Below are 23,469 nucleotides of genomic sequence, written 5' to 3' on the forward strand. Positions count from 1 at the left end.
TGCCCGGCTGCAGCAATGTCTTGCGCACCTCGCGCGCGGTCGCCTTCGCGCGCTCGGGCCACGCAACGCCCGCGAACAACGGATACAGCGCGGCGGCCGTCACGGCGTCGCGCGGCTTGCGCTGCTGCCAGTCGTAGTCGCCGTAGTAGCCGCGACGGTTCCACAGATAGCGGTTGATCGCGGCCGCACGCCGCGCCGCGCGCGCTGAAAAATCGCTCACGCATGCCACGTCGCGCGTGACCGTGCAACCCTTCACGATCGTCGTCTCGAGATGGAACATCAGGCTGTTCAGGTCGACCGGCACGATCGACGTCGTGCGGATCGTCGCGAGCGTCTTGCCGTCGCCGAACCAGCGCGAGCTGTAGTCCCAGCCGCTTTCGGCGCCCGCGCGCAGGTCGCGGTAGACCTCGTTCGCCGGACGCGCCGGCACGGACTTCGCGGTCGTCACGTCCTCGAGATACGACTCGTCGCGCGGCGTATCGCTCGCGTCCCAGTAGCGGTTCAGCGCCGCGCCGTCGGGCATCGCGACCACGTGGCGCGTGGCCTGCCCGCGCGGCGTCGTGGTTTCGCCCTGCATCCAGTACGCATGTTCCTTGCGCAGTTCCGGCAGGTATTTCTGATAGACCTTGTCGCCTTCGGCCTGTGCGGCGAGCGTGACCATGTACGCGAAGAACGGCGGCTGCGAGCGGCTCGCATAGTACGTGCGGTTGCCATTCGGGATGTGCCCGATCGTGTCGATCAGATGGGCGAAGTTGTCGAGCATGTTGTCGACGAGATCCTCACGGCCCGACACCTGCAGCCCGAGCATCGTGAAATAGGTATCCCAGTAGTAGCCCTCGCGGAAGCGGCCGCCTGGCACGACATACGGCTTCGGCAGCGGAATCAACGAGCTGTATGGCGGCACTGTCGCGCTCGTGCGCGTGAGCTGCGGCCACAGCCAGTCGATGTGCTGGCGCAGCGTCTGGTTCGGCGGCGGCGTCACGCCACCTTCCGGGGGCGGCGTGAAATGCTGGCCGACGAACGCCTTCAGCGAGAAGCCAGGCTGCGATTTCTGTTGCTGATACAACTGCACGATCGTCGCGGGATCGCTGTCGGGTGTCGCGTCGACGAAGGTCTTCTGGTCCGGATAGATCTGCGCGGTCTGCACCGCGACGAACAGGTCGCCATAGAGCTGGCTCGGCGGCGGCAGCAGCGTGCCCGATGCGGGGGCGGCGATCGCGGCCGTGGCCGGCGGTGACGACTGGGCTGCTGCCTGCGCGGCGGCCTGGTTCGCGTTGTCGGCCTGCGCGGCGCAGCCGGCAACGGCGAGATACGCAACGGCGAGTGCGGCGGCCCAGCGAAGACGCGGCGCGGGTGGGGCGAGAGGCGGTGAGAGACGGCTTGAGAAGCGCGTTGAGAATCGAGATGCAATCGATGCGGCACGACGTGACGTCATGACGTGTCCCCTCCTTTCGATGGTGAGTGGGTCGGCACGAGGTCTCGTTCGCGCGCGCGCTCGTCTCGATGGCCCTCGATCGATACGCGTCGTTTTGTGGTGCGAGTGGGTCCGACTGTCGCACGAAACGTGCACATCAAGCAAGTTTCGATTCGCGCGACTCTCGCAGATAACCGCGCATGGCCCGCCACGCACGGGCGTCGAGCGCATCCGCATCGGTCTCGCCGCGCGCACCCGCTGCGTCGACGATCCCTTTCACGATCGCGAGCAGGTCGTGTGCAACGACATCGGGCGCCGCGACACGCGGCGCATCGCGCAGCGCGAGCGCGTGCAGCAGCGTCGCGTGGATGCGATCCGCGACGCGTGCGGTGCGCGCGCCGAGCGGCAGCCGCGCCTCCTCGAAATCGATCAGCCGCGCGAGCACGGGACGGCGCATCTGGTGCGCGACGGCCGCGCGCACCAGGGCGCGCAGCACGTCGTCGCATGACGACAGCGCGCCAGCCCGGTCGACATCGTCGAGCAGATGCGCACTCTCGCGCTCGACGAGCGCGGCCGTCAGCGCATCGCGATTCGGGAAGTATTGATAGAGCGAACCGATGCTCACGCCGGCCAGCGCCGCGACCGCGTTCGTCGTGTAACCGTCGAAGCCGTCGCGCTCCAGAATGCGAGCAGCGGCCTCGACGATCGCGTCGACGGTGGCCAGCGAGCGGCGCTGGCGCGGCGCCTTGCGGGGCGACAACGGACTCCGCGGAGACGATTCGGACATGGTCGGAATGCGAGTTTCGTATATGAGCAAACGCTCATATTCTAGAAATGCCCTTCCCCTCCGTCAAAAGGAATCAGCGTGACCCGGCAAACCGCGCCCCCGCCCACCGTGTTCATCGTCGTGAAAACGCGCCCCGAATGGCCCGGCTTCCCCATGCTCGAACGCTTGCGGCCGCTGCGCGAATACATCGCGCCGAGCCGCGAAACTCAGGGCGAATGCGTATCGCGGCACGACAGCGACACCGCGTACGACTCGGCTCGCGTGACCGATGGACGTATCGGATACGCGCAGGACCACCACGCGCGCGAACTCGTGATCGAGGCGCTTCGCGAGACGCCGCCCCAGGATCGCTGCTTCGACATCGTCGAAATCCTGCCAGGTGTCGAGAGCGCAGATGCGGCCGACGACGACGAAGTCGCGCTGTCTGCCGTGCAGGCGCATGCGGGATACGGACGCGATGCAAGCGCCACGTTTGCGCAGTCGTTCTTTCCGAACCACCCGCAAAAAGAGATGACTGTTGCAACATGCGGAACAACTGTTGTCGTACGTGACTCAACGGTCACATTGTGGGCATAATGGCGTCTTTACCGCGTGCCCAGCCCATGTCGCCCGTCTTTCTAGCACCGCTCATCGTTGCCTGTGCGTTGTTCATGGAAAGCGTCGACGCGAACATCATCGTCACCGCCCTTCCCGCGATGGCGAGGGACTTCGGGCACAGCCCCGTCACATTGAACATTGCGATCACGGCCTACGTGGTCGGGCTCGGCGTGTTCATCCCGATCTGCGGCTGGCTGGCCGACCGCTTCAGCGCACGCTCCGTATTCCGCACCGCGATCGGCATCTTCGTCGTCGGCTCGCTGATGTGCGCGGCCTCCAATTCCCTCGGCGTGCTCACGTTCGCGCGCTTCATCCAGGGTGTCGGCGGCGCGATGATGGTGCCCGTCGGCCGCATCATCATCTTCCGCGCCGTGCCGCGCTCGGATCTCGTGCGCGCGATGAACTACCTCGCGATTCCCGCACTGTTCGGGCCCACGGTCGGGCCGCTCGTCGGCGGCTTCATCACGACCTACCTGCACTGGCGGATGATCTTCTTCATCAACGTGCCGATCGGCATCTACGGGATCTACCTCGCGAGCAAGCACATCGCGAACACGCGCGAGCCCGATCCCGGCCCGCTCGACTGGTTCGGCTTCCTGCTGTCGGCCAGCGGCGCCGCGCTGCTGCTGATGGGCCTCACGCTGATCGACGGCTCGCTCACGTCGCGCTCGAACGCGCTCGTCATGTGCGTGACCGGTACCGCCCTGCTCGCGCTCTACGTGCCGTACGCGCGCCGCAAGGAGCGCCCGGTGCTCGACCTCAGTTTCCTCAAGATCCCCACGTATCACGCGAGCGTCGTCGGCGGGTCGCTGTTCCGTATCGGCCTCGGCGCGGTGCCGTTCCTGCTGCCGCTCGCGCTGCAGGAAGGGCTCGGCATGAGCGCGTTCCATTCGGGGCTCATCACGTGCGCGTCCGCGTTCGGCGGCGCCATGAGCCGCTCGACGGCCACGCATACGCTGCGCCGCTTCGGCTTCCGCACGGTGCTGATCTACAACGCGGCATTCGCGGGGCTCGCGATCGCCGCGTACGGCGTGTTCCATCCCGGCATGGCGACCTGGGCGATCTGGCTGATCGTGCTCGTCGGCGGCATCTTCCCCGCGCTGCAGTTCACGAGCCTGAACTCGATGATCTACGCGGACATCTCTCCGCGCGACGCGGGCCGCGCGACGAGCCTCGGCAGCGTCGTGCAGCAGATGTCGCTCGGCCTGGGCGTGACGGTGGCCGGCCTCGTGCTGCACATTTCGCACTGGCTGCAGGGCCATCAGAAGATGGTGTGGTCGGATTTCTGGCCCGCGTTCGTCGTGGTCGGGCTGTGCTCGTTCGCGTCAATTCCGATCACGCGGCGGCTGCCGCCCGGCGCAGGCGACGAAGTCGCGCGCGGCAAGCGGTCCTAGACGACCTTCTGATAAACGGGATTCGGCGGAAGGGACAGAAGGAAACGCGGCTCGCGAAGCAAACCGGAAAAACAAAAAAATCAGCGGACATCCACACGGGGCCGGTGCACAGCCGCATGGATGTCCGCTCAGGGCTCCGGGTCTCCCGATGGGGGTTGAGAATCCCGGATTCACTTCCTGCGTGCCATTGACATATGTGCGTCGGAAGCAAAATCGTTGCGCGTCTTTATCGTTGCGCCATGAACTGCACTATAGGGAAACTTGCGCAACGCATCTGTCAACCATTGTCAGACACGGCGCATCGGCACGTCGCACGCGCGCGCCGCTTTCGCGCTAAAGTGGTTCCCGACCATCACTCCCGGCCGCCCTTCCGATGCTTACGCTCTCGACCGCCGCCGCCCGCGCACTGCATCTCGCCGCGCAAGGCTTGCTGACGCCGCCCCGCCGCAAGGCGACCAAATCCGACGTGCTCGACACGATCCGCCGGATGGCGCAGTTGCAGATCGACACCATCCACGTCGTCGCGCGCAGCCCCTATCTCGTGCTGTTCAGCCGTCTCGGCGATTTCTCGCCGCAGTGGCTCGACGAACATCTCGCCGAGGCGCGCCTGTTCGAATACTGGTCGCACGAAGCGTGCTTCCTGCCGGTCGAGCAGTTCGGCCTGATGCGCTACAAGATGCTCGATCCGTCGGGGATGGGCTGGAAGTACGCGGCCGAGTGGCATGAGCAGAATCGTCCCGAGATCGAGCGGCTGCTCGCGCGGATTCGCGCGGAGGGCCCCGTCCGGTCGGCCGATTTCGCCCGCGAGGATGGCGTGAAGGGCAACGGCTGGTGGGATCGCAAGCCCGAGAAGCAGCACCTGGAGGTGCTGTTCACGACGGGCGACCTGATGGTGTCGGAACGCCGCAATTTCCAGCGTGTGTACGACGTGCGCGAGCGCGTGCTGCCCGACTGGGACGACACGCGCGACCTGCCGCCGCGCAGCGCGGTGCTGCCCGCGCTGCTCGACTACACGTGCCGGGCGCTCGGCGTCGTGCGCGCGGACTGGGTGGCCGACTACTATCGGCTGCCGCGCCGTTCATACCACGCGGAGCTCGAGCAGCTCGCGGACGCGGGCGACCTGATCCCGGTGGCGATCGACGACTGGAAGGAGCCGGCCTACGTGCATCGCTCGCTCGAAGCGTTGCTGCCGGCCGCCGAGGCCGACACGCTGCGCTCGACGGTCACGACGCTGCTGTCGCCGTTCGACCCGGTCGTATGGGACCGCCGGCGCGCATCGACGCTATTCGGTTTCGATTACACGATTGAGTGCTATACGCCCGGGCACAAGCGGCGTTACGGCTATTTCTGCCTGCCGGTGCTGCATCGCGGGCGGCTGGTCGGGCGCATCGACGCGAAGGCGCATCGCACGCTCGGCACGTTCGAACTGAAGGCCGTGCACGTCGAGCCGGGCGTGCGGTTCGGTACGGGGCTCGCAGCGGATGTCGCGAAGGCGGTGAAGAAGCTCGCGGCGTGGCACGGCACGCCGGAAGTCACGGCCGGGCACGCCCCGCCGGAGCTGGTGAAGGCGCTGGCCGGCGCGTAGACGTCCACGCAGCCGGCCGTCAATCAGTCGCGCAGCTTGCGGAAACGCGGCGTGCCGTCTTCGAGGTTGCCGTTGAACATCGCTTCCGGCCGGACCCACAGCCCGCGCGCATGCGGCCACAGGTGTTCGTACACGACCACCGATTCCTCGGTTTCGGAATGGCGGGCAACGCCGATGTAGCGATACAGCCCGCCCTTGTAATGGCGATGCGTCGCGAGCTGTTCGGCTTCCTGTTCGGTCATGATGAGCTTCTCTTCGGCAAAAACGGAAAGCGCGTATTGTATGCGCTGCGCCGTGCGTCAGCGTTTCGCGTAGATGTCCGGGCGGCGGATCTCCATCATCCGCTCGGGATTGGCGGAGAGCTCGAAGCCGACCGGCCGGTACAGCTCGTGCGCATCCGACGTCACGAGCATGATGCGGCGCAGGCCCTGCACCATCTCCTGCGCGAACACGTGGTCGATCAGCGCGCGGCCGTAGCCGTTGCCGCGCTCGGCCGGCAGCACGAACACGTCGCACAGGTACGCGAACGTCGCGTGATCGGTCACGAGCCGCGCGAAGCCGACGAGCCGGTCGCCCACGTAGGCGCCGAAACACAGCGAGCCCTCGATCGCACGCTCGACCACGTCGCGCGGAATGCCCAGTGACCAGTACGCGTCGCGATGCAGGAAGTCGAAGATCGCGTCGACGTCGAGTTCGCGCTTGTCGGTGGAAAATCTCAGCGTGGCGGGGGTGGCAGCGGGCACGTCGGTCTCCTGTTGGTGGGGTGGAAGGCGAAACGCTGACGATACCGCGCGGCGCGAGGGGGTACAAGCGGCGCGGCTTATCGATTGCTCCCCAACCCGACAGACAGGCATCCACTCGCCCGGCTCACGGCGCCCGCAACGTCCGATCTGCCTTGCAACGCTTCAACGGCAGCGGCCGGGCCGCGACGATCCGCGTTACCTCGTGCGTGCGCGGGTCGATTTCGAGGTCGAGGCATGCGCAACCGTAGCCATGCCCGCCGGCGTTGGTGACGACCCAGCCCTTCGTCGACATGTCGGGCATCTCGTCCAGGCCCGGCACCGGCTCGTTGCCCATCGTCAACAGCGTCCAGGTGCCGTCCTTGTCGTTCAGCCACCAGTTGGCCGGCGACGGATTCTCGAGCCATCCGCAGCGCTTTTCCGGCGCGGCGACCGCCTGCGTCGCGGCAGTCAACGTAAAGGCCGCGCCAAGCATCCACATTGCAAGTCGGGCACGCGTGATTGTCATGTGATCGATCCGGAAACGAATGCACATCGGGAAACCGCAATTGCGGGTGTCGGACAGCATACCTGGCTTTCTCTCACAGGTCGCACTTCGCTCGTTGCGCATCGCGCGTCCGCATCGGCCTGCAACGCGGGGGCATCGCGCGGCACTCGCATGTTCGCTGCCGGATATCGACACACCGGAAACACACATTGCACGCGCCCGCTTACCCGCCCCCGCATTTCAGTGGATCATGTAGCCCGTGCAGGTCGATCGCAATCGACCGCACACACCGACCACGACAGACTGGAAGGAGACACCCCGATGCGTGACCGAGCCGCACTCACCGCCCCTGCCACCCGCCATCGCCTCGCGCGCCGCGCCACGTTCTGGCTCGCCGCCGCCGCGCTCGCGTCCGTCGCGTTGCCAGCCGCAGCGACCGAACTGCGCGTGATGATCTCCGGCGGATTCACTGCTGCATACAAGCAACTCGGCCCCGGTTTCACGGCCGCGTCCGGCGACACGCTCGACACGATCTCCGGCCCGTCGATGGGCGAATCGAAGGAAGCGATTCCGAACCGCCTCGCGAACGGCGAAAAGGCCGACGTGCTGATCATGGTCGGCTACGCGCTCGACCGATTGATCAAAGAGGGCAAGGTGATTCCGGCATCGCGCGTCGAGCTCGCCGATTCTCGAATCGGCATGGTTGTGCGCGCCGGCGCGCCGAAACCCGACATCGGCACCGTCGAGCAGTTGAAGGACGTGCTGCTGCACGCGAAATCGGTCGCGTATTCGGACAGCGCGAGCGGCGTCTATATCGAGAAGGAAATGTTCCGGAAGCTCGGCGTCGAGGCCCAGGTGAAGCCGAAGGCGAAGATGGTGCCGCGCATTCCGGTTGCATCGGTCGTCGCGAACGGCGACTACGAGATCGGCTTCCAGCAGGTCAGCGAGTTGCTGCCGGTGCCGGGCGTCACGTATGCGGGCAAGGTGCCCGAATCCGTGCAGTCGGTCACGCGTTTCGCCGGCGGCATTCCGGTCGCTGCCGATCATCCGGGAGAAGCGAAGAAGCTGCTCGACTATCTCGCGTCGCCGCAGGCGCAACCGGCCGTGCGGGCGACGGGCCTCGATTCGGTGACAATGTCGCCTGCCCAATAAACTCGCCACGCCGCTTCATGCCCTATCGCCTCATCGCATTCGACTTCGACGGCACGCTCGCCGATTCGCTCGACAGCTTTCTCGCCGCGCTGTCGGAAGCGTCGCGCATGCACGGCTTTCGTGACGCCACGCCCGAGTTGCGCCCGGCGCTGCGCGGCATGTCGGCGCGCGACATCATTCGTGCGCTCGACGTACCGATGTGGAAAGTGCCGCGCGTGACGATCGACATGCGTCGCCTGATGCAACCGCGCGTCGCGCAAGTGGCGTTGTTCCCCGGCGTCGGCGAGACTTTCGACGCGCTCGCTGCGCGCGGCATCCGCATCGCGATCGCCACGTCGAATACCGAGGCGATCGTGCGCGACCGGCTCGGCCCGCACGCCAGCAGCCGTGTCGAGCACTTCGCGTGCGGCATTCCACTGTTCGGCAAGGCGCGTCGCCTGCGCGCGCTCGTTCATGAGGCCGGCGTGCGCAGCGACGAAGTGCTGTATGTCGGCGATGAAATCCGCGACGCCGACGCGGCACGACGCGCGCGCATCGCATTCCAGGGCGTTGCGTGGGGCTACACCGCGCCGGACGCGTTGCAGGCGCATTGCGCGACACCGCTGCTGCCCAGTCTCGACGCATTGCTCGATCGCGTGTGACGCATTCGCGCGCTTCACGCTCCGCGCATCCGGTTCGACCCATCGCTCGATGCGCACGTCATCGCACGACACAGCCGCACGACGATGAACAGCAGATGACACCGGCGTGCATCTCGCCCGCCTCATGCGCGCAAAAATTGCCGCCGCCGCACACGCGACAGGTACGCAATACCTGTCGCCATGGTTGCGCATCGATTCGTCTTACCAACCGTTACACAAACCACAGCGCGGTTGCACCTGCTACCGGATCGCTCTCCTAGAATCAGTCGGGCCGGGAAACACTTCGACCGGCGCCGCGGCAGAGCGGCGGTCGAATCCGGCCCGGGCGCGCCCGGTCTCTCGCACAGCAACGGATCACGTGATCCGTTTTTCAACCAGAGCCCCGATCGAAAGGAGGTCCCATGAACCGCTTTCCCCACATCTCGCGCCTTGCACTGTCTGCCGCTGGCCTGCTTCTCGTCGCCGTAACGGCGACCGCGCAAACCGCACAACCGGCACCGGCCGCACCGAACGCACCGGCCGCCGCCGCGACGCGTATCCACGAAGCCGACCAGGCCTTCATCACGGACGGCACGAAGACCGTGTCGACGCAGCACGACGCGGCGCGCATCGCCGATTCGCGCACGTCGGACAGCCAGGTCAAGGCGTTCGCGCAACGCGTGTCCACCGACGATGAAAAGATCATCCAGGCGATGCGCGCAGCGAGCCCGCGCGGCGTCGACGTGCCGGCCAACGACCCCGACACGGCCGTGCTGGGCAGCATCAAGAACCTGCGCGGCGCCGAGTTCGACAAGGCGTATATCGAGCAGGTCGCGCTCGCCGGCCAGCAGAAGGCCATCTCGGCGTTCCAGGCCGAAATCGCGTCGGGCCGCGACACGAAGCTGAAGGAAGTCGCACGCCAGTCGCTGCCGATCCTGCAGAAGCACTACGCCGACGCGCAGAAGCTCGCGGAACGCCACCACCTCGCATCGGCGCAGTAACGCGCCGCAGCGCCGCGCGTCTTGCGTGGCGCACTGCGTCCCCTGTCGTCGCGTCGCCGCTCCCCTTCCGGCGGCGCGACGCCCATCAAACGTCGCACTTCACGCGTCACGTGTTACGCATTACGTCGCGAGCTTCGCCAGCAGCCGCGCACGCACCTCCGGCCATTCGTCGTCGATGATGCTGAAGCGCACCGAGTTGCGCTTGCGGCCATCCGGCATGATCCGTTCGTGTCGCACGATGCCTTCCTGCTTCGCACCGAGCCGCAGGATCGCCGCGCGCGATTTCTCGTTCAGCTCGTCGGTCGTGAACTGCACGCGCACGCATTGCAGCACGTCGAACGCATAGCCCAGCAACAACCATTTCGCTTCGGTATTCGCGCGCGTGCGCTGCGCCGATTCGCTCAGCCACGTATGGCCGATCTCGAGCTTGCGGTTCTTGCGATCGATCTTCCAGAAACGCGTGCTGCCGATCACGCGGCCCGATGCGCGATCGACGATCGCGAATGGCATCACGGTGCCGGTGGCACGGCCCTGCAATGCCGTATCGATATAAGCGTCGATCGTCTCGGGGCCCGGCACGACCGTGACCTTCAGGTTCCACATCTGGCCGTCCGCGGCAGCGTCCAGCAGCGCCTGCCGGTCGGATAAGTCGAGCGGCCTCAGTTCGACGCGTTCGCCGGTGAGGATCGGTGGTTCGAGGGAAGCAGAAGCATCGGTCATGAAGGGTTCCGGAAAGAGACGACGATGGCGGCGAAACGCCCATCATACGGCGCGTCAGCCGAGAACCGCGGCCAACCGGCGGCGAATCGCCTTCGCCTCGCCGCGCAGTGCGTCGGCAAACGCATCGACGAGCAGGCTCTTGGGCCGGTGCTCGGGCACGATCACGCTGACCCGGTACGGAAACGACCGCGTGAGCGGCCGCACGTGCAAGTCGCGCCCGACGAAATCGAGCGCGGTCAGCGGATTGACGATCGCGGCGCCGAGCCCCTGCCGCACGAACGCGCACACCGACACGGCCGACGGTGTTTCGACGACCGAGCGCGGCGCGACGCCGAGCTGCGCGAACGCCTCGTCGATCAGGATGCGGTACGGATCGTTCAGCGACAGGCTCACGAACGGACGATCGGCGAGATCCGGCAGATCGATCGCATCCTGCGCGAGCAGCGGGTGGCCGTCGGGCAACACGCACACTTCGTCGACTTCGAGCAGCGGCGTGAGCACGGTGCCGGCCGGCGCGACATCGTGCTCGGTCAGCCCGAGGTCGTAACGCTGCGCGGTCAGCCACTCTTCGAGCACCGGCGATTCCTGCGTCGCCACCGACACGCTGACGCCCGCGTGCTTCTCGTGAAAACGCCGGCACGCACCGGGCAGGATCGCGTGCGAGAACGCCGGCAGCGCGATCACCGACAACTGACCGTCGCGAAACTCGCGCAGGCGCGCGGCGGTTGCCGCGACGCGTTCAAGCCCCACATACGCAAGCCGCACGTCATCGAACAGCGTGAGCGCGGCCATCGTCGGCCGCAGCCGGCCGTGCGCGCGCTCGAACAGCGCGAAGCCGACGACCTGCTCCATGCGCGCGAGCTCGCGGCTGATCGTCGGCTGCGACGTATAGAGCATCTCGGCCGCGCGCGTCGTACTGCCGGTGACCATCAGCGCGCGAAAGACCTCGATATGGCGGTGCGTGAGCATGATCGTCTATATCAAATATGAATCGAATATCGATAAACAGGCATTTTACTGTATAGGCGATCAGGTGCATCATTCACGCTATCCGTTCATTCGACCCGATTCATCTGCCATGTCCCTCGATTCCCGCCAGCTCGCGACGCTCGCGCAGCAATACGGCACCCCGCTGTGGGTGTACGACGCCGACGTCATCCGCGACCGCATCGCCCAACTGCGTCAGTTCGACGTGATCCGCTATGCGCAGAAGGCGAACTCGAACATCCATATCCTGAAGCTGATGCGCGAGGAAGGCGCGTGCGTCGACGCCGTGTCGCTCGGCGAGATCGAGCGCAGCCTCGCGGCCGGGTTCAGCCCCGCCGGCGAGCCGGAAGGCGTCGTGTTCACGGCCGACCTGATCGACCGCCCGACGCTCGCGGCCGTGCTGAAGCACGGCGTGACCGTGAACGCCGGTTCGCTCGACATGCTCGCGCGCATCGGCGAGCACGCGCCCGGCCACCGCGTGTGGCTGCGCGTCAATCCCGGTTTCGGCCACGGCCACAGCAACAAGACCAACACCGGCGGCCCGCAGAGCAAGCACGGCATCTGGATCGACGACGTGCCGCGCGCGATCGAGATCGTGCGCCAGTACGGGCTGAAGCTGGTCGGCATCCACATGCATATCGGCTCGGGCGTCGACTACGGCCACCTGTCGCAGGTGTGCGACGCGATGGTCGATCTCGTCACGTCGCTCGGCCATGACATCGACGCGATCTCGGCCGGCGGCGGCCTGTCGATCCCGTATCGCGACGGCGAGCCGCGCGTCGACGTCGGTCACTACTTCAGCCAGTGGGACGCAGCCCGCAAGCAGATCGAGCGGCATCTCGGCCACCCGGTGCGCATCGAGATCGAACCGGGCCGCTTCCTCGTTGCCGAAGCCGGCACGCTCGTCACCGAAGTGCAGGCCGTCAACCGGCGGCCGAAGCACGATTTCGTGCTGATCGACGCGGGCTTCAACGACCTGATGCGCCCGTCGATGTACGGCAGCTACCACGAGGTGTCCGTGCACACGCATGAAGGCGCGCTGCCGACCGGGCGGCCGCTCGTCGATCTCGCGATCGCGGGGCCGCTGTGCGAATCGGGCGACGTGTTCACGCAGGACGCGGGCGGCGTGGTCACGCACCGCAAGCTGGCGCAGCCGCAGATCGGCGACCTGCTGTTCCTGCACGACGCGGGCGCCTACGGCGCGTCGATGTCATCGAACTACAACAGCCGGCCGCTCGCGCCGGAAGTGCTCGTCGATCGCGGCGCGCCGCGGCTGATCCGCCGCCGGCAGACGATCGACGAATTGCTCGCGCTCGAAACGTTCGAGTAACGCGACTCCCGCGTGACGATGGCCAACGGCCAGGCTTGCCGCTCACGGCAGCCTGGCCGTTCTGCTTTTCGGCGTACGGCCGGAACGCAGCCTGGAGCAACCCTTGGCCCGCACCGTAGCACCTGATCCTTCTCATCGCGCGCAACCGCAGCAGATCGCTTGCGCCACCTTTCTCACACAGAGAAAAACATTCCACGTCGCGTGAAAAGTGCACGCATCTTTGGAAACACATTCCCTTTTGACAAAACTAAGATTGCCCTCAGTCGCACCGCATTCCTGTCGCCGGATACGCATCGACGATGCATCCGGTCCAACACACTCGCAATGCTGCACGGGCAATCATGACTCGCACGCTTGAACGCTTCGACGCGCACGCCGGCCTCCGCTGCCGCTCACGCGCCTGCCTCGTCCATCCGTACGCGCTCCGGTCCTTCATCGCCCCCGAACGCATGCCGTAACGCACGGCATCGCGCACGGCGACCAGCGACGACGCTCGTCGCCCCACGCTCCACCGACTTCCCGCTCACGGCGACGCCGCCCGTCGCCGCGATGTCGCACACCCTGAATTTTCGACAACAACCACGGAGACAACCATGAAGCACTTCACCCCGACGTTCAAGCAAGGCATCGCGGCCGCCCTCCTCTGCATCGCGACCGCGACGTCGCATGCGGCTGACCTGCTCGACACCGTCAAGCAATCCGGTGTACTGAAGATTGCGCTGGAAGGCACCTACCCGCCGTTCGACTATCGCAATGCCGACGGCCAGCTCGAAGGCTTCGACGTCGACGTCGCGAAGGCGGTCGCCGCCCGCCTCGGCGTGAAGCCGCAGTTCGTGACGACCGAATGGAGCGGGATTCTTGCCGGCCTGCAGGCCGGCAAGTTCGACGTGATCGTCAACCAGGTCGCGATCACACCGTCGCGCCAGCAGGCGCTCGACTTCAGCACGCCGTACGTGTATTCGTCCGCGCAGCTGCTGCAACGGCAAAACGATGCGCGCGCATTCAAGTCGCTCGACGAACTGAAGGGCAAGAAGGTCGGCGTGACGATGGGCAGCAACTACGTCGACCTGGTCAAGACCGTGCCCGCAATCGACCTGCAGGTCTACCCCGGTACGCCGGAAAACCTGCGCGACCTCGCGGCCGGCCGGATCGACGCAGCGGTCAACGATCGCCTGATGCTCAGCTACCTGATCAAGAACTCGCACCTGCCGCTGCGCCCGGGCTCCGTGCTCGCGGGCGGCGAGGACCGCATGGGCATCCCGTTCCGCAAGGGCAATCCGAAATTCGCGAAGGCGATCGACGACGCCGTGGCATCGCTGCAGCAGGACGGCACGATGAAGAAGATCTCGATGCAGTGGTTCGGCGCGGACACGTCCAAGCCGGTGACGCAATAACGCAGCCCGCCCCGCGCCCGTGCGCACGCATGCACGCACGCGCGGGCCGTCCGGCACACAATCAGGAGACACGCAATGGAAGCACTCCAACTGGTCGTACATACGCTGCCCGTGATGGTCAAGGGCGCCATGCTCACGCTGAAGTTTGCCGTCGCGTCGATGGCGCTGGGGCTCGTCGTCGGGCTCGTGATCGCGATCATGCGCATCGGCAGCAACCGGCTTGCCGCCAGCCTCGCGCAGGGCTACGTCAGCCTGATGCGCGGCACGCCGCTGCTCGTGCAGATGTTCGTCGTCTACTACGGGCTGCCCGATCTCGGCATCACGCTCGATCCCACGACAGCCGGCATCTTCACGCTGACGCTCAACGCAGGCGCCTACCTGTCCGAGAGCATGCGCGGCGCGATTCTCGGCATCGGCCGCGGGCAATGGGCGGCCGCACACAGTCTCGGTCTCACGCACGTGCAGACGCTGCGCTACGTCGTCTGTCCGCAAGCGCTGCGCCTCGCGGTGCCGAGTCTCGGCAATACGCTGATCAGCCTGATCAAGGACACGTCGCTGGTCTCCGTGATCACCGTCACCGAATTGCTGCGCTCGACGCAGGAGGTGATCGCCGCGACGTTCCAGCCGCTGCCGCTCTATCTCGCTGCCGCCGCGATCTACTGGGTCCTCAGCACGCTGCTCACGCGGCTTCAGGGTCGCGTCGAGACGCGCCTCGCGCTGCCGTCCACGCATTGAACGCGCACCCGGCATTCACATGAACTCCATCGACGGACAAAACATGATTACGCTCGACAACGTATCGAAATGGTATGGCAAGCATCAGGTGCTCTCGGCATGCAGCGCGGCGGTCTCGAAGGGCGAGGTGGTCGTCGTGTGCGGGCCGTCCGGCTCCGGGAAATCGACGCTGATCAAGACGATCAACGGTCTCGAACCGTTCCAGAAAGGCAGCATCACCGTCGACGGCACGCGGCTCGGCGATCCCACGGCAAAGCTTGCGCAATTGCGCGCCCGCGTCGGCATGGTGTTCCAGCATTTCGAGCTGTTTCCGCACCTGTTGATCACCGACAACCTGACGCTTGCACAGATCAAGGTACTCGGCCGCCGCAAGGACGAGGCCGTCGAGAACGCCATGAAGCTGCTCGACCGTGTCGGCCTGAAGGCGCACGCGCACAAGTATCCGGGGCAGTTGTCCGGCGGTCAGCAGCAGCGTGTCGCGATCGCGCGCGCCCTGTCGATGAACCCGGTCGCGATGCTGTTCGACGAGCCCACCTCCGCGCTCGATCCCGAGATGATCAACGAAGTGCTCGACGTGATGGTCGAGCTCGCGCGCGACGGCATGACGATGGTATGCGTGACGCATGAAATGGGCTTTGCGCGGAAGGTCGCGCATCGCGTGATCTTCATGGATCAGGGCGCGGTGGTCGAGGACGCGGCCAGCGACCGGTTCTTCGCGTCGCCGCATTCCGAACGCGCGCGCGACTTCCTCGACAAGATCCTGCATTGACCGCACGACAGCTCCGCCGCTTCGATTGATCGACACTCAAAGGAGACATCTTGAACCCCCTGCATTCAACCGACACCGTTCTCGCCCATGAAGGCCGCTCGCACGGCCAGCCCGGTTCGCCGGTCAACCCGCCTGTTTATCGCCAGTCGACGCTGCTCTTTCACGGCACCGACGCGCTCGACGCAGTACGCGGCACGCCGCTCGCGTACGGGCGTCATGGCAGCCCGACCACGCGCGCGCTCGAGAAGGCGCTCGCGCGGCTCGAAGGAGCGCACGCCGCGTTGCTGACGCCGAGCGGCCTGAGTGCGATCACCACCGCACTGCTCGCGGTGCTGAATCCGGGCGACCATCTGCTGATGGCCGATTCGGTGTATGACCCGACCCGTTCGTTCTGCGACGAAACGCTGGCGCGCCTCGGCATCGAAACGACTTACTACGATCCGACGATCGGCGCGGACATCGCGTCGCTGATGCAGCCGAACACGCGCGCGGTATTCGCCGAATCGCCGGGCTCGCTGACCTTCGAAGTGCAGGATATTCCGGCCATCAGCCGCGTTGCGCACCAGCACGGCGCGGTCGTGCTGCTCGACAACACCTGGGGCACGCCGCTGAATTTCCGCTCGTTTTCGCATGGCGTCGACGTGTCGATTCACGCCGCGACCAAATACATCGCCGGGCACTCGGACGTGCTGATGGGCGCGATTCTGACCACCGAGGCGCTCGCGCCGAAAGTCACGCGCTTCTACCGGCAGCTCGGCATGACCGTCAGCGGCGACGACGCGTATCTCGCACTGCGCGGCCTGCGGACGCTGTCGGTCCGGCTCGAGCGGCATCAGCGCAACGCGCACGTGCTGACCGACTGGCTGTCGCAGCAGCCGGAAGTCGCGCGGATCCTGTATCCGGCACGCGCCGGAGACGCCGGCCATGCACTGTGGCAGCGCGATTTCACGGGCGCGTGCGGGCTGTTCGGCGTGGTGCTGCATCCGCAGGGCGACGAAGCCGTCCGCACCCTGCTCGACGGCATGACGTGCTTTGGCATGGGGTATAGCTGGGGCGGCTTCGAAAGCCTGATCATCCCGTCCAATCCGGCGCGTAACCGCACCGCAACCCAATGGGCGGCGACCGGCCCGCTGCTGAGGATTCATGCGGGGCTCGAGCACCACGACGACATGATTGCCGACCTCGCCGCCGGCTTCGCGAGAATGCGCACCGCCGCGCTCGCGGAAGCGTGACGTCCGGCGACGTCACGCATGCCACTCCACATCACGTTTTCTTCGACGTTTTTCACTCTGTCATAGCGAGACCATCATGAAAGACACACTGTTCATTCTTCGCCCGGGTTTCTTCAAGGACTCCGAAGGTCCGTTCTACTGCGGCGATTCGGTTGCCGTCGAAGGGCTGCTGAGTTTCTATCCGCAGTTGCGCGACGCCGTCGACGTCGAATACATCGACGCACCGCGTCCGCGCGAGCCGATCGTCACGCTGATCGGTGCGGACAACCAGTCGGCACCCGTGCTCGTGCTCGCCGACGGACGCGCGCCGGATGACGACACCCTCGCGATTCGGGAGCACAACGGCCGGCGCTTCATCGATTCGCCCGCCGATATCCGGCGGTACCTGTCGGCGCAATACGGCGTGGCGCACGTCGCATAAGCACACCGGCGCGTGCGGTCGAGCGGCCGCACGGAACGGGGCGCGCGATGCGCGGCCCGTTCTCCGCCCGCCCTACCTCACCGTCACACGCACGTCGGCGCCCGCCGCGCGCCACGCCTTCAGCAACGCCGCGCGCCGCCGCGGATAGCGCACGTCCAGCGGTTCGAGCGCGACGATGCGATCCGTCCGGAAATGCCGGAAATCGTTTCGTCCTTCGCACCACGCCGCCAGAATCCTCACGTCATTGAAATAGCCGAGCGCGAACGGCCACACGATCCGTTCGTCGATTGCTTTCCGGCCCTCGCCCGCGTAACGAATCCGGAGCTTGCTTTCGGTACGAATCGCCGCGCGCACGACACCCATGTCGACGGTTTCCCGATCCACGATCGTGCGCGGGCCGACGAGCAGCGTCGTGCATTCCATCTCGCGGCGCAGCTCGGCGGGCAGCACCGCGGAGATCTTCGCGAGTGCATCGGACGCCGCCGTCGTGAGCTGCGCATCCGCGAACTTCCCGACCCAGCGAAAACCGAGCATCAGCGCTTCCAGTTCCGTCTGCGAAAACATCAGCGGCGGCAACATGAACCCGGCACGCAGCACATAGCCGACGCCGGGCTCGCCGTCGATGTCCGCGCCCTGTGCCTGCAGCGACGCGATATCGCGATAGACCGTGCGGAGGCTGACGCCGAGCTCCCCGGCCAGCACGCGGCCGCTCACCGGGCGGCGGTGGCGCCGCAGCACCTGCAGCAGCGAGAGCAATCGTTCGGCACGCGTCATCGTTCCATGCTGCCATTTTCTGACAGCATCCGTTCATAGAATGGAACGCATCTTAATCGAACCCAGGACGGCTCCGCATGACTTCCCCGAATCTCGTTCTTCTGTATGTCGAGGACCCGGCACGCAGCGCGCAGTTCTACGCGCGCCTGTTCGTGCGACCGCCGGTCGCCGCGTTTCCTACCTATGCGGCATTTACGTTCGACAACGGGCTGCATCTGGGCCTGTGGTCGACCAGCGCGCGCGATTTCGTATCGGGCGGTGCCGGCCACCGGTCGGAGCTGGCATTCATGGTAGACGACGACCGCGAAGTCCGGCGTCTGTATGAAGCATGGAAGTCTCTTGGCGTAACGTTCGAGCAAGCGCCGATGACGGCCGTGTTCGGCCTGACGTTCGTCGCGCTCGACCCGGACGGCCACCGCTTGCGCGTATGCACGCCGGACGACTGAGTGCGAGCGGGCCGACCTTCGACGGGTCGCGCCCGCGCACCGGTTCAGGCTCGCACATCAGCCCGCGCGCCGCACGGGCGCCATTTTCGAGAAGTATTTCGCGCCCGCCACGCAGCCGACCACGACGACCGTCACGACGACCATCGACGGCGGCACCGTCTCGTGCAGCAGCCCGGCCGCCAGCAGCAGGCCGAAGAACGGCTGCAGCAGCTGCAACTGACCGACGCCGGCGATTCCGCCGAGCGCGAGCCCGCGATACCAGAACACGAAACCGATCAGCATGCTGAACAGCGACACGTACGCGAGCCCCCACAGCGCGGCGGCATCGACGCCGTCGAACGACACGGGCCAGGTGAGCCACGTGAGCGGCAGCATCAGCGGCAGCGACAGCACGAGCGCCCACGAGATCACCTGCCACCCGCCGAGCTCGCGCGACAGGCGTGCCCCCTCCGCATAGCCCAGCCCGCATGCGACGATCGAGGCCAGCATCAGCGCATCGCCGACCACCGACGCCTGGCCGCCGTTGCGCAGCGCAAACGCGGCCACCGCGCAGCTCCCGATGATCGAGAAGATCCAGAACGGCAGCCGCGGCCGTTCGCCGCCGCGCCATACGCCGAACAGCGCGGTCGCGAGCGGCAGCAACCCGACGAACACGATCGCGTGCGCCGACGTCACGTGCTTCAGCGCGAGCGCCGTCAGCAACGGAAAGCCGATCACGACCCCGAGCGCGACGATGGCGAGCGACACGGCCTCGGCACGCGTCGGCCGCCGCTGCTTCAGCACGACGAGCAATAGCAGGCCGAGCGCGCCGGCGATCGTCGCGCGCGCAAAGGTGAGGAACAGCGGGTCGAGCCCCTGCACCGCGATACGCGTCGCGGGCAGCGAGCCACTGAAGATGATCACGCCCAGCAGGCCGCTGAGCCATCCGTCGGTCGTCTTTTGCACGGGAAATCCTGAAATGGGGAAAGTGGATGACCGATGATCCGCCGGCCGCGAAAAGCGCGTAAGCTACAGCCCAATACAATTCGGACAAACTGTACTGGACAACCGGCCGTACAGTTCTTTCTTTGTCATGAGCCAGGCCACCCCGCTTCCCGTTCCGCCCACCCCGTCGCGCACGCGCGTGGAAACCGTGATGGATACGTTGCGCGCACGAATCGCGAGTCGCGCGCTGGTGCCCGGCGCGCGCGTGCCGTCGATCCGGATGATGGCGGACGCGCTCGGCGTGTCGAAATCGACCGTCGTCGATGCGTACGAGCGGCTCGCGAGCGAAGGCGTGCTGGTCGCGCGGCGCGGCTCGGGTTTCTATGTGTCGGGGCATGCGCCGCCGCTCGCGCTCGCCGATCTCGGCCCGCAACTCGATCGCGGGCTCGATCCGCTGTGGCTGTCGCGCCAGTCGCTCGAGGCAGCACCGACGTCCGTGAAGCCCGGTTGCGGATGGCTGCCGCCGTCGTGGCTGCCGGACGAGAGCCTGCGCCGCGCGCTGCGCGCCGCGTCGCGCGACGAATCCGACGCGCTGACCGACTACGCGACACCGCTCGGCCTGCCCGCGATGCGCCAGCAACTCGCCTGGCGGCTCGCGCAGCACGGCGTCCAGGCCGAACCCACGCAGATCATGCTGACCGACGGCGGCTCGCATGCGCTCGATCTCGTCTGCCGCCTGCTGCTGGAGCCGGGCGACACGGTCGTGCTCGACGATCCGTGCTACTTCAACTTCCAGGCGCTGCTGCGCGCGCACCGTGCGCGAATCGTCAGCGTCCCGTACACGCCGAACGGCCCCGATCTCGCGCGCTTCGAGCAGGTGCTCGCGGAGCACCGGCCGCGCCTGTACATCACCAACTCGGCGCTGCACAACCCGACCGGCGCGACACTCTCGGCGCCCGTCGCGCACCGGCTGCTGACGCTCGCGGCCGAGCATGGCCTGCTGATCGTCGAGGACGACATCTTCGCGGATTTCGAGAGCTCGCCCGCGCCGCGCCTCGCGGCCTTCGACGGGCTGTCGCGGGTCGTGTCGATCGGCAGCTTCTCGAAGACGCTGTCGGCCGCGATCCGCTGCGGTTACGTCGCCGCGCGCCCGGAATGGATCGAGGCGCTCGTCGACCTGAAGCTCGCGACGTCGTTCGGCCATGCGCAGATCGGCGCGAACGTCGTCCACCGGCTGCTCGTCGACGGCACGTACCGGCGCCACGTCGACAGCCTGCGTGCGCGCCTCGCGGACGCGATGGGCGAAACGCTCCGCCGCGTCACGCGCGCCGGGCTCCGGATCTGGACGGAGCCGCGCGGCGGCCTGTTCGTGTGGGCGGAGTTGCCCGACGGGCTCGACGCCGCGCGCGTCGCGCGCCATGCGCTGGATCAGGATGTGGTGCTCGCGCCCGGCAACGTGTTCAGCGCGTCGCACAGCGCGACGTCGTACCTGCGCTTCAACGTGTCGCGCTGCAAGGGGCCGGCGGTGTTCGATGCGCTGGCCCGGGCGATGGAGGCGGTGCGGACAGTCACGCAGCCGGACGCAAGCGATCTCGCGCAAGTTGAACGCTTGTGATTGCTCGCAGAAGCACGGCCGATTGCGGACGGCATCGGTGATCCGTATCTGGCGGCCTCGATCAGGCGCCTCGATGCCGGGTCACGATGTCGAACAGCCGGACGCGGACGTGACGGCATCGTCGTCCGGGAAGGTGTAATGTCCGGAAAGTGACACAGCGTCGAAGGTCGAAGCTGCCGCGCGTGATCTGACTATCCGCAAGCGGGAGTACCGTCGCGACAAACAAGGAGATCGTTTTTGGACATTTCCGTTGAAGCGCTGACGCCGGACCGATGGCCCGATATCGAAGCCTTGCTGAGCGAGGGCGCAGTCACTCGGCGCTGTTGGTGCACGTATTGGCGAATCGGCCCGCGATATCGTCAACAGGAGCCGTCCGCAAACAAGTCGGATTTGAAAAGGGTCGTCGCAGCAGGGCCGCCGCCTGGCATCCTCGCCTACGTCGAGGATCAGCCCGTCGGCTGGTGCCAGGTTGGCAGTCGCGAGCTTTTGCCTTATATGGAGCACGCGTGGCGCTTGCGCTCGCCGGACAACCTTGCCGTCTGGACGATTTCCTGTTTTTATATCCGCAAGGATTTCAGGCGACGTGGAATATCGTCGCGCCTGATCAACGCCGCAATCGATCTCGCCAAACGAAGCGGGGCACACGCGATCGAGGCGTATCCAATCGATCGATCTACATCCCCCAGTTCATCGAGCACCGGATTCGTGACGACCTTCGAACGATTCGGCTTCCTGCACATGCCATCACCATCGCGCGAGCGACCGATCATGCGGCTCTACTTGAACGGCGCATGAAGCATGCTCGGTCTACGCGCGAAGGCGGGCAACGCGAACTGCCGCCGCCCCGGTGCCCGCCCCCCCTCGGCTTACACCTCCCCCGCGTGCGCCCTCGCCCGCACTTCCGCAAACGACGTATCGACAAGCAGGCGCCCCGTGTCGAACACCGTTTCCAGCGCTTCCTCCCACTCGCCTTCCAGCATCCGGTCGTCCCACGTGGCGGGCAACGTCGTCGTCCGATACTCACCGGTGCGGAAACTGCGCAGCAGCGTGAGCCGGCCCTTCTTCGAGCGCTTGCCCTGATCGGTGACCGGATCCTTGCGGACGTCGTGCCACACGCCGCCGCGCCGGATCGCCGAGCACTTCATCGCGAAGCGCTGCGTATCGCGGTTCACCTGCTGCAGCAGCCCGCCGCCCATGCCGAACACGACGTTGCCGGCCGCATAGCCCGAGTCGTCGAGCGCGGACAGAATCGCTTCGATCGACAGCTCGTCGACACCGTCGCCCTGGATCACGCGCACCCGATTCAGCACGCGCCGCCCCTTGCTGTTCACGGTCGAGCCGAACGATTCGTCAAGTGCGCGCACGGTCTGCAGCACGATCGTGACGGGGTCGCCCGAATCGGGCCGCACGACCAGCGTTGCGCCCGAATCAAGCACGGCCTGCCGAAGCTCGCCGCCCCACAAATCGAGCGCGGCGAACAGATCATAGGAGTCCGACACGACTGATACGATTGCACCAGGCAGGCCAAAGCGGCGAATCATGTTCCGGTACGCATCGGCTTCGTGTTCGCGTCCCCACGACGTGATCGTGCTGTGTTCGGCCGCCGGCACCGAGTATGCGGCCATCGGTTCGCGATAGAAGCGATTCGCGGCCAGCACGCCGAGCACCGTATCCGAGCCCATGAAGTTCACGAGGTGTGCGGCACCGCCGATCGCGGCCGACTCCGCACTCGATACACCGCGCGCGCCGAAGTCGTGCAGCTTGAACGGCAGTTGCGCGAGATCGTCGTCGGTCTTTTCGAGGAAGCGGCGGATCGTCTGCCGCAGGTGCCAGCTGCGCGTCGCGACCGTCACCGGATACCACACGCGCAGCAGCATCGTCTCCAGATACGACGCGAGCCAGAACACCTGCGGGTCGTCGCACTCGACCGTCATCAGCACGTTGTGCACGGGCACGACCGAGCCTTCGGGCACCGCGCGGATCTTCACCGGCAGGTAGCCGTCGTAGCGTTCGACGATATATCGCCACCCTGCTTCGTTGAACGGTTCGCCGTGCACCGTGAAGAAATCGCGCGCTTCGTCGATCATCGCGTGCGTGATCGGCTTGCACAGATATTCCTTCAGCAGCATCTGCAGGCCGAAGAACACCGTGCGGTCGTAGCGGCCGCCGCGCGATTCGACGTACGAGAACATCGCCGATGCGTCGGGCGGATATTGCAGGAAGTGGGAAGCCTTGTACGAATCCGTGTTGAGAATCGGATTGGCGAGAACCGCGGCAAAGCCGCCGAGATCGTTTTGCATGGCTAGAGCTCCTCTAGGCCGTTGAAGTGCCGCCGCGTCTGTCGC

General features: G+C 66.3%; 25 protein-coding genes. 15 read left to right on the forward strand and 10 right to left on the reverse strand.

All coding sequences use genetic code 11. The features are described 5' to 3' along the window. Both G3O00_RS19740 and G3O00_RS19745 read right to left on the reverse strand, forming a co-directional pair. A partial coding sequence (locus G3O00_RS19740; RefSeq protein WP_206144037.1) for a trehalase family glycosidase occupies positions 1-1,435 on the reverse strand: 1,435 nt, incomplete at its 3' end. A 136-nt stretch (positions 1,436-1,571) separates the two neighbouring features. Next, positions 1,572-2,201, reverse strand: a complete 630-nt coding sequence (locus G3O00_RS19745; protein ID WP_206144038.1) for a TetR/AcrR family transcriptional regulator — start codon at positions 2,199-2,201, stop codon at positions 1,572-1,574. A 78-nt stretch (positions 2,202-2,279) separates the two neighbouring features. On the opposite strand from G3O00_RS19745, the gene G3O00_RS19750 reads away from it, so the two are divergent. The 3 genes from G3O00_RS19750 to G3O00_RS19760 all read left to right on the forward strand — a co-directional run bounded on the left by G3O00_RS19750 (position 2,280) and on the right by G3O00_RS19760 (position 5,777). After that, on the forward strand, positions 2,280-2,777 hold the full coding sequence (locus G3O00_RS19750) for a darcynin family protein (protein WP_346778988.1): 498 nt from the start codon (positions 2,280-2,282) through the stop codon (positions 2,775-2,777). A 26-nt stretch (positions 2,778-2,803) separates the two neighbouring features. Then, complete coding sequence (locus G3O00_RS19755; RefSeq protein WP_174932808.1) at positions 2,804-4,192, forward strand: MFS transporter; 1,389 nt, start codon at positions 2,804-2,806, stop codon at positions 4,190-4,192. Positions 4,193-4,565: 373 nt separating this feature from the next. Beyond that, on the forward strand, positions 4,566-5,777 hold the full coding sequence (locus tag G3O00_RS19760) for a crosslink repair DNA glycosylase YcaQ family protein (RefSeq protein WP_206144040.1): 1,212 nt from the start codon (positions 4,566-4,568) through the stop codon (positions 5,775-5,777). A gap of 23 nt (positions 5,778-5,800) precedes the next feature. On the opposite strand, the gene G3O00_RS43410 is transcribed toward G3O00_RS19760, so the two are convergent. The 3 genes from G3O00_RS43410 to G3O00_RS19770 form a co-directional block, all read right to left on the reverse strand. Further along, entirely contained in the window at positions 5,801-6,019 is a 219-nt protein-coding gene (locus tag G3O00_RS43410; protein WP_006480837.1) for a DUF1653 domain-containing protein, read from the reverse strand. A gap of 57 nt (positions 6,020-6,076) precedes the next feature. Next, entirely contained in the window at positions 6,077-6,520 is a 444-nt protein-coding gene (locus tag G3O00_RS43415; RefSeq protein ID WP_011354453.1) for a GNAT family N-acetyltransferase, read from the reverse strand. A 124-nt stretch (positions 6,521-6,644) separates the two neighbouring features. Further along, positions 6,645-7,025: a DUF4087 domain-containing protein gene (locus G3O00_RS19770; protein WP_174932810.1), complete on the reverse strand. Its 381-nt coding sequence runs from the start codon at positions 7,023-7,025 to the stop codon at positions 6,645-6,647. 300 nt (positions 7,026-7,325) lie between these two features. Here G3O00_RS19770 and G3O00_RS19775 point away from each other — a divergent pair, with 300 nt between their 5' ends. From G3O00_RS19775 to G3O00_RS19785, 3 genes are all read left to right on the forward strand, one after another. After that, on the forward strand, positions 7,326-8,156 hold the full coding sequence (locus G3O00_RS19775) for a substrate-binding domain-containing protein (RefSeq protein WP_241025235.1): 831 nt from the start codon (positions 7,326-7,328) through the stop codon (positions 8,154-8,156). 17 nt (positions 8,157-8,173) lie between these two features. Continuing rightward, positions 8,174-8,797: an HAD hydrolase-like protein gene (locus G3O00_RS19780; RefSeq protein ID WP_011354449.1), complete on the forward strand. Its 624-nt coding sequence runs from the start codon at positions 8,174-8,176 to the stop codon at positions 8,795-8,797. 401 nt (positions 8,798-9,198) lie between these two features. Beyond that, complete coding sequence (locus tag G3O00_RS19785; RefSeq protein ID WP_174915084.1) at positions 9,199-9,777, forward strand: DUF4142 domain-containing protein; 579 nt, start codon at positions 9,199-9,201, stop codon at positions 9,775-9,777. 120 nt (positions 9,778-9,897) lie between these two features. Here the strand turns inward: G3O00_RS19785 and G3O00_RS19790 are convergent, their stop codons facing one another. Both G3O00_RS19790 and G3O00_RS19795 read right to left on the reverse strand, forming a co-directional pair. Further along, positions 9,898-10,497, reverse strand: a complete 600-nt coding sequence (locus G3O00_RS19790; protein ID WP_011354447.1) for a GNAT family protein — start codon at positions 10,495-10,497, stop codon at positions 9,898-9,900. Between the two features lie 54 nt (positions 10,498-10,551). Further along, positions 10,552-11,466, reverse strand: a complete 915-nt coding sequence (locus G3O00_RS19795; RefSeq protein ID WP_206144041.1) for a LysR family transcriptional regulator — start codon at positions 11,464-11,466, stop codon at positions 10,552-10,554. A 109-nt stretch (positions 11,467-11,575) separates the two neighbouring features. Here G3O00_RS19795 and lysA point away from each other — a divergent pair, with 109 nt between their 5' ends. The 6 genes from lysA (at position 11,576) to G3O00_RS19825 (ending at position 17,365) form a co-directional block, all read left to right on the forward strand. After that, on the forward strand, positions 11,576-12,814 hold the full coding sequence (gene lysA / locus G3O00_RS19800) for a diaminopimelate decarboxylase (protein WP_206144042.1): 1,239 nt from the start codon (positions 11,576-11,578) through the stop codon (positions 12,812-12,814). A gap of 593 nt (positions 12,815-13,407) precedes the next feature. Further along, positions 13,408-14,208, forward strand: coding sequence for a transporter substrate-binding domain-containing protein (locus G3O00_RS19805; protein WP_206144043.1), 801 nt, complete (start codon positions 13,408-13,410; stop codon positions 14,206-14,208). A gap of 75 nt (positions 14,209-14,283) precedes the next feature. Beyond that, positions 14,284-14,943 (forward strand): amino acid ABC transporter permease, encoded by a 660-nt coding sequence (locus G3O00_RS19810; RefSeq protein ID WP_011354443.1) that lies wholly within the window; start codon positions 14,284-14,286, stop codon positions 14,941-14,943. Between the two features lie 43 nt (positions 14,944-14,986). Beyond that, entirely contained in the window at positions 14,987-15,712 is a 726-nt protein-coding gene (locus G3O00_RS19815) for an amino acid ABC transporter ATP-binding protein (protein WP_206144044.1), read from the forward strand. A gap of 50 nt (positions 15,713-15,762) precedes the next feature. Then, the gene (metC, locus tag G3O00_RS19820) at positions 15,763-16,944 is read left to right on the forward strand and encodes a cystathionine beta-lyase (protein ID WP_206144045.1); all 1,182 of its coding nucleotides are present in this window, start codon (positions 15,763-15,765) and stop codon (positions 16,942-16,944) included. A 76-nt stretch (positions 16,945-17,020) separates the two neighbouring features. Beyond that, a complete protein-coding gene (locus tag G3O00_RS19825; RefSeq protein WP_206144046.1) occupies positions 17,021-17,365 on the forward strand; it encodes a DUF3088 domain-containing protein in 345 nt (114 codons plus the stop codon). 72 nt (positions 17,366-17,437) lie between these two features. Here the strand turns inward: G3O00_RS19825 and G3O00_RS19830 are convergent, their stop codons facing one another. Continuing rightward, the gene (locus G3O00_RS19830; protein WP_206144047.1) at positions 17,438-18,139 is read right to left on the reverse strand and encodes a YafY family protein; all 702 of its coding nucleotides are present in this window, start codon (positions 18,137-18,139) and stop codon (positions 17,438-17,440) included. 77 nt (positions 18,140-18,216) lie between these two features. On the opposite strand from G3O00_RS19830, the gene G3O00_RS19835 reads away from it, so the two are divergent. Then, positions 18,217-18,585 (forward strand): VOC family protein, encoded by a 369-nt coding sequence (locus G3O00_RS19835; RefSeq protein WP_206144048.1) that lies wholly within the window; start codon positions 18,217-18,219, stop codon positions 18,583-18,585. Between the two features lie 57 nt (positions 18,586-18,642). Here the strand turns inward: G3O00_RS19835 and G3O00_RS19840 are convergent, their stop codons facing one another. Further along, complete coding sequence (locus tag G3O00_RS19840; RefSeq protein WP_011354437.1) at positions 18,643-19,530, reverse strand: DMT family transporter; 888 nt, start codon at positions 19,528-19,530, stop codon at positions 18,643-18,645. 127 nt (positions 19,531-19,657) lie between these two features. Here G3O00_RS19840 and G3O00_RS19845 point away from each other — a divergent pair, with 127 nt between their 5' ends. Then, positions 19,658-21,124, forward strand: coding sequence for a PLP-dependent aminotransferase family protein (locus tag G3O00_RS19845; protein WP_206144049.1), 1,467 nt, complete (start codon positions 19,658-19,660; stop codon positions 21,122-21,124). A gap of 237 nt (positions 21,125-21,361) precedes the next feature. Then, complete coding sequence (locus G3O00_RS19850) at positions 21,362-21,919, forward strand: GNAT family N-acetyltransferase (protein WP_206144050.1); 558 nt, start codon at positions 21,362-21,364, stop codon at positions 21,917-21,919. A 71-nt stretch (positions 21,920-21,990) separates the two neighbouring features. Here G3O00_RS19850 and G3O00_RS19855 read toward each other — a convergent pair whose 3' ends face one another. After that, entirely contained in the window at positions 21,991-23,424 is a 1,434-nt protein-coding gene (locus G3O00_RS19855) for a nicotinate phosphoribosyltransferase (protein ID WP_206144051.1), read from the reverse strand. Between the last annotated feature and the right edge of the window lie 45 nt (positions 23,425-23,469).

The sequence above is a fragment of the Burkholderia sp. Ac-20384 genome, assembly GCF_017104605.1.
In the GTDB taxonomy this organism is placed as follows: Bacteria; Pseudomonadota; Gammaproteobacteria; order Burkholderiales; family Burkholderiaceae; genus Burkholderia; species Burkholderia lata.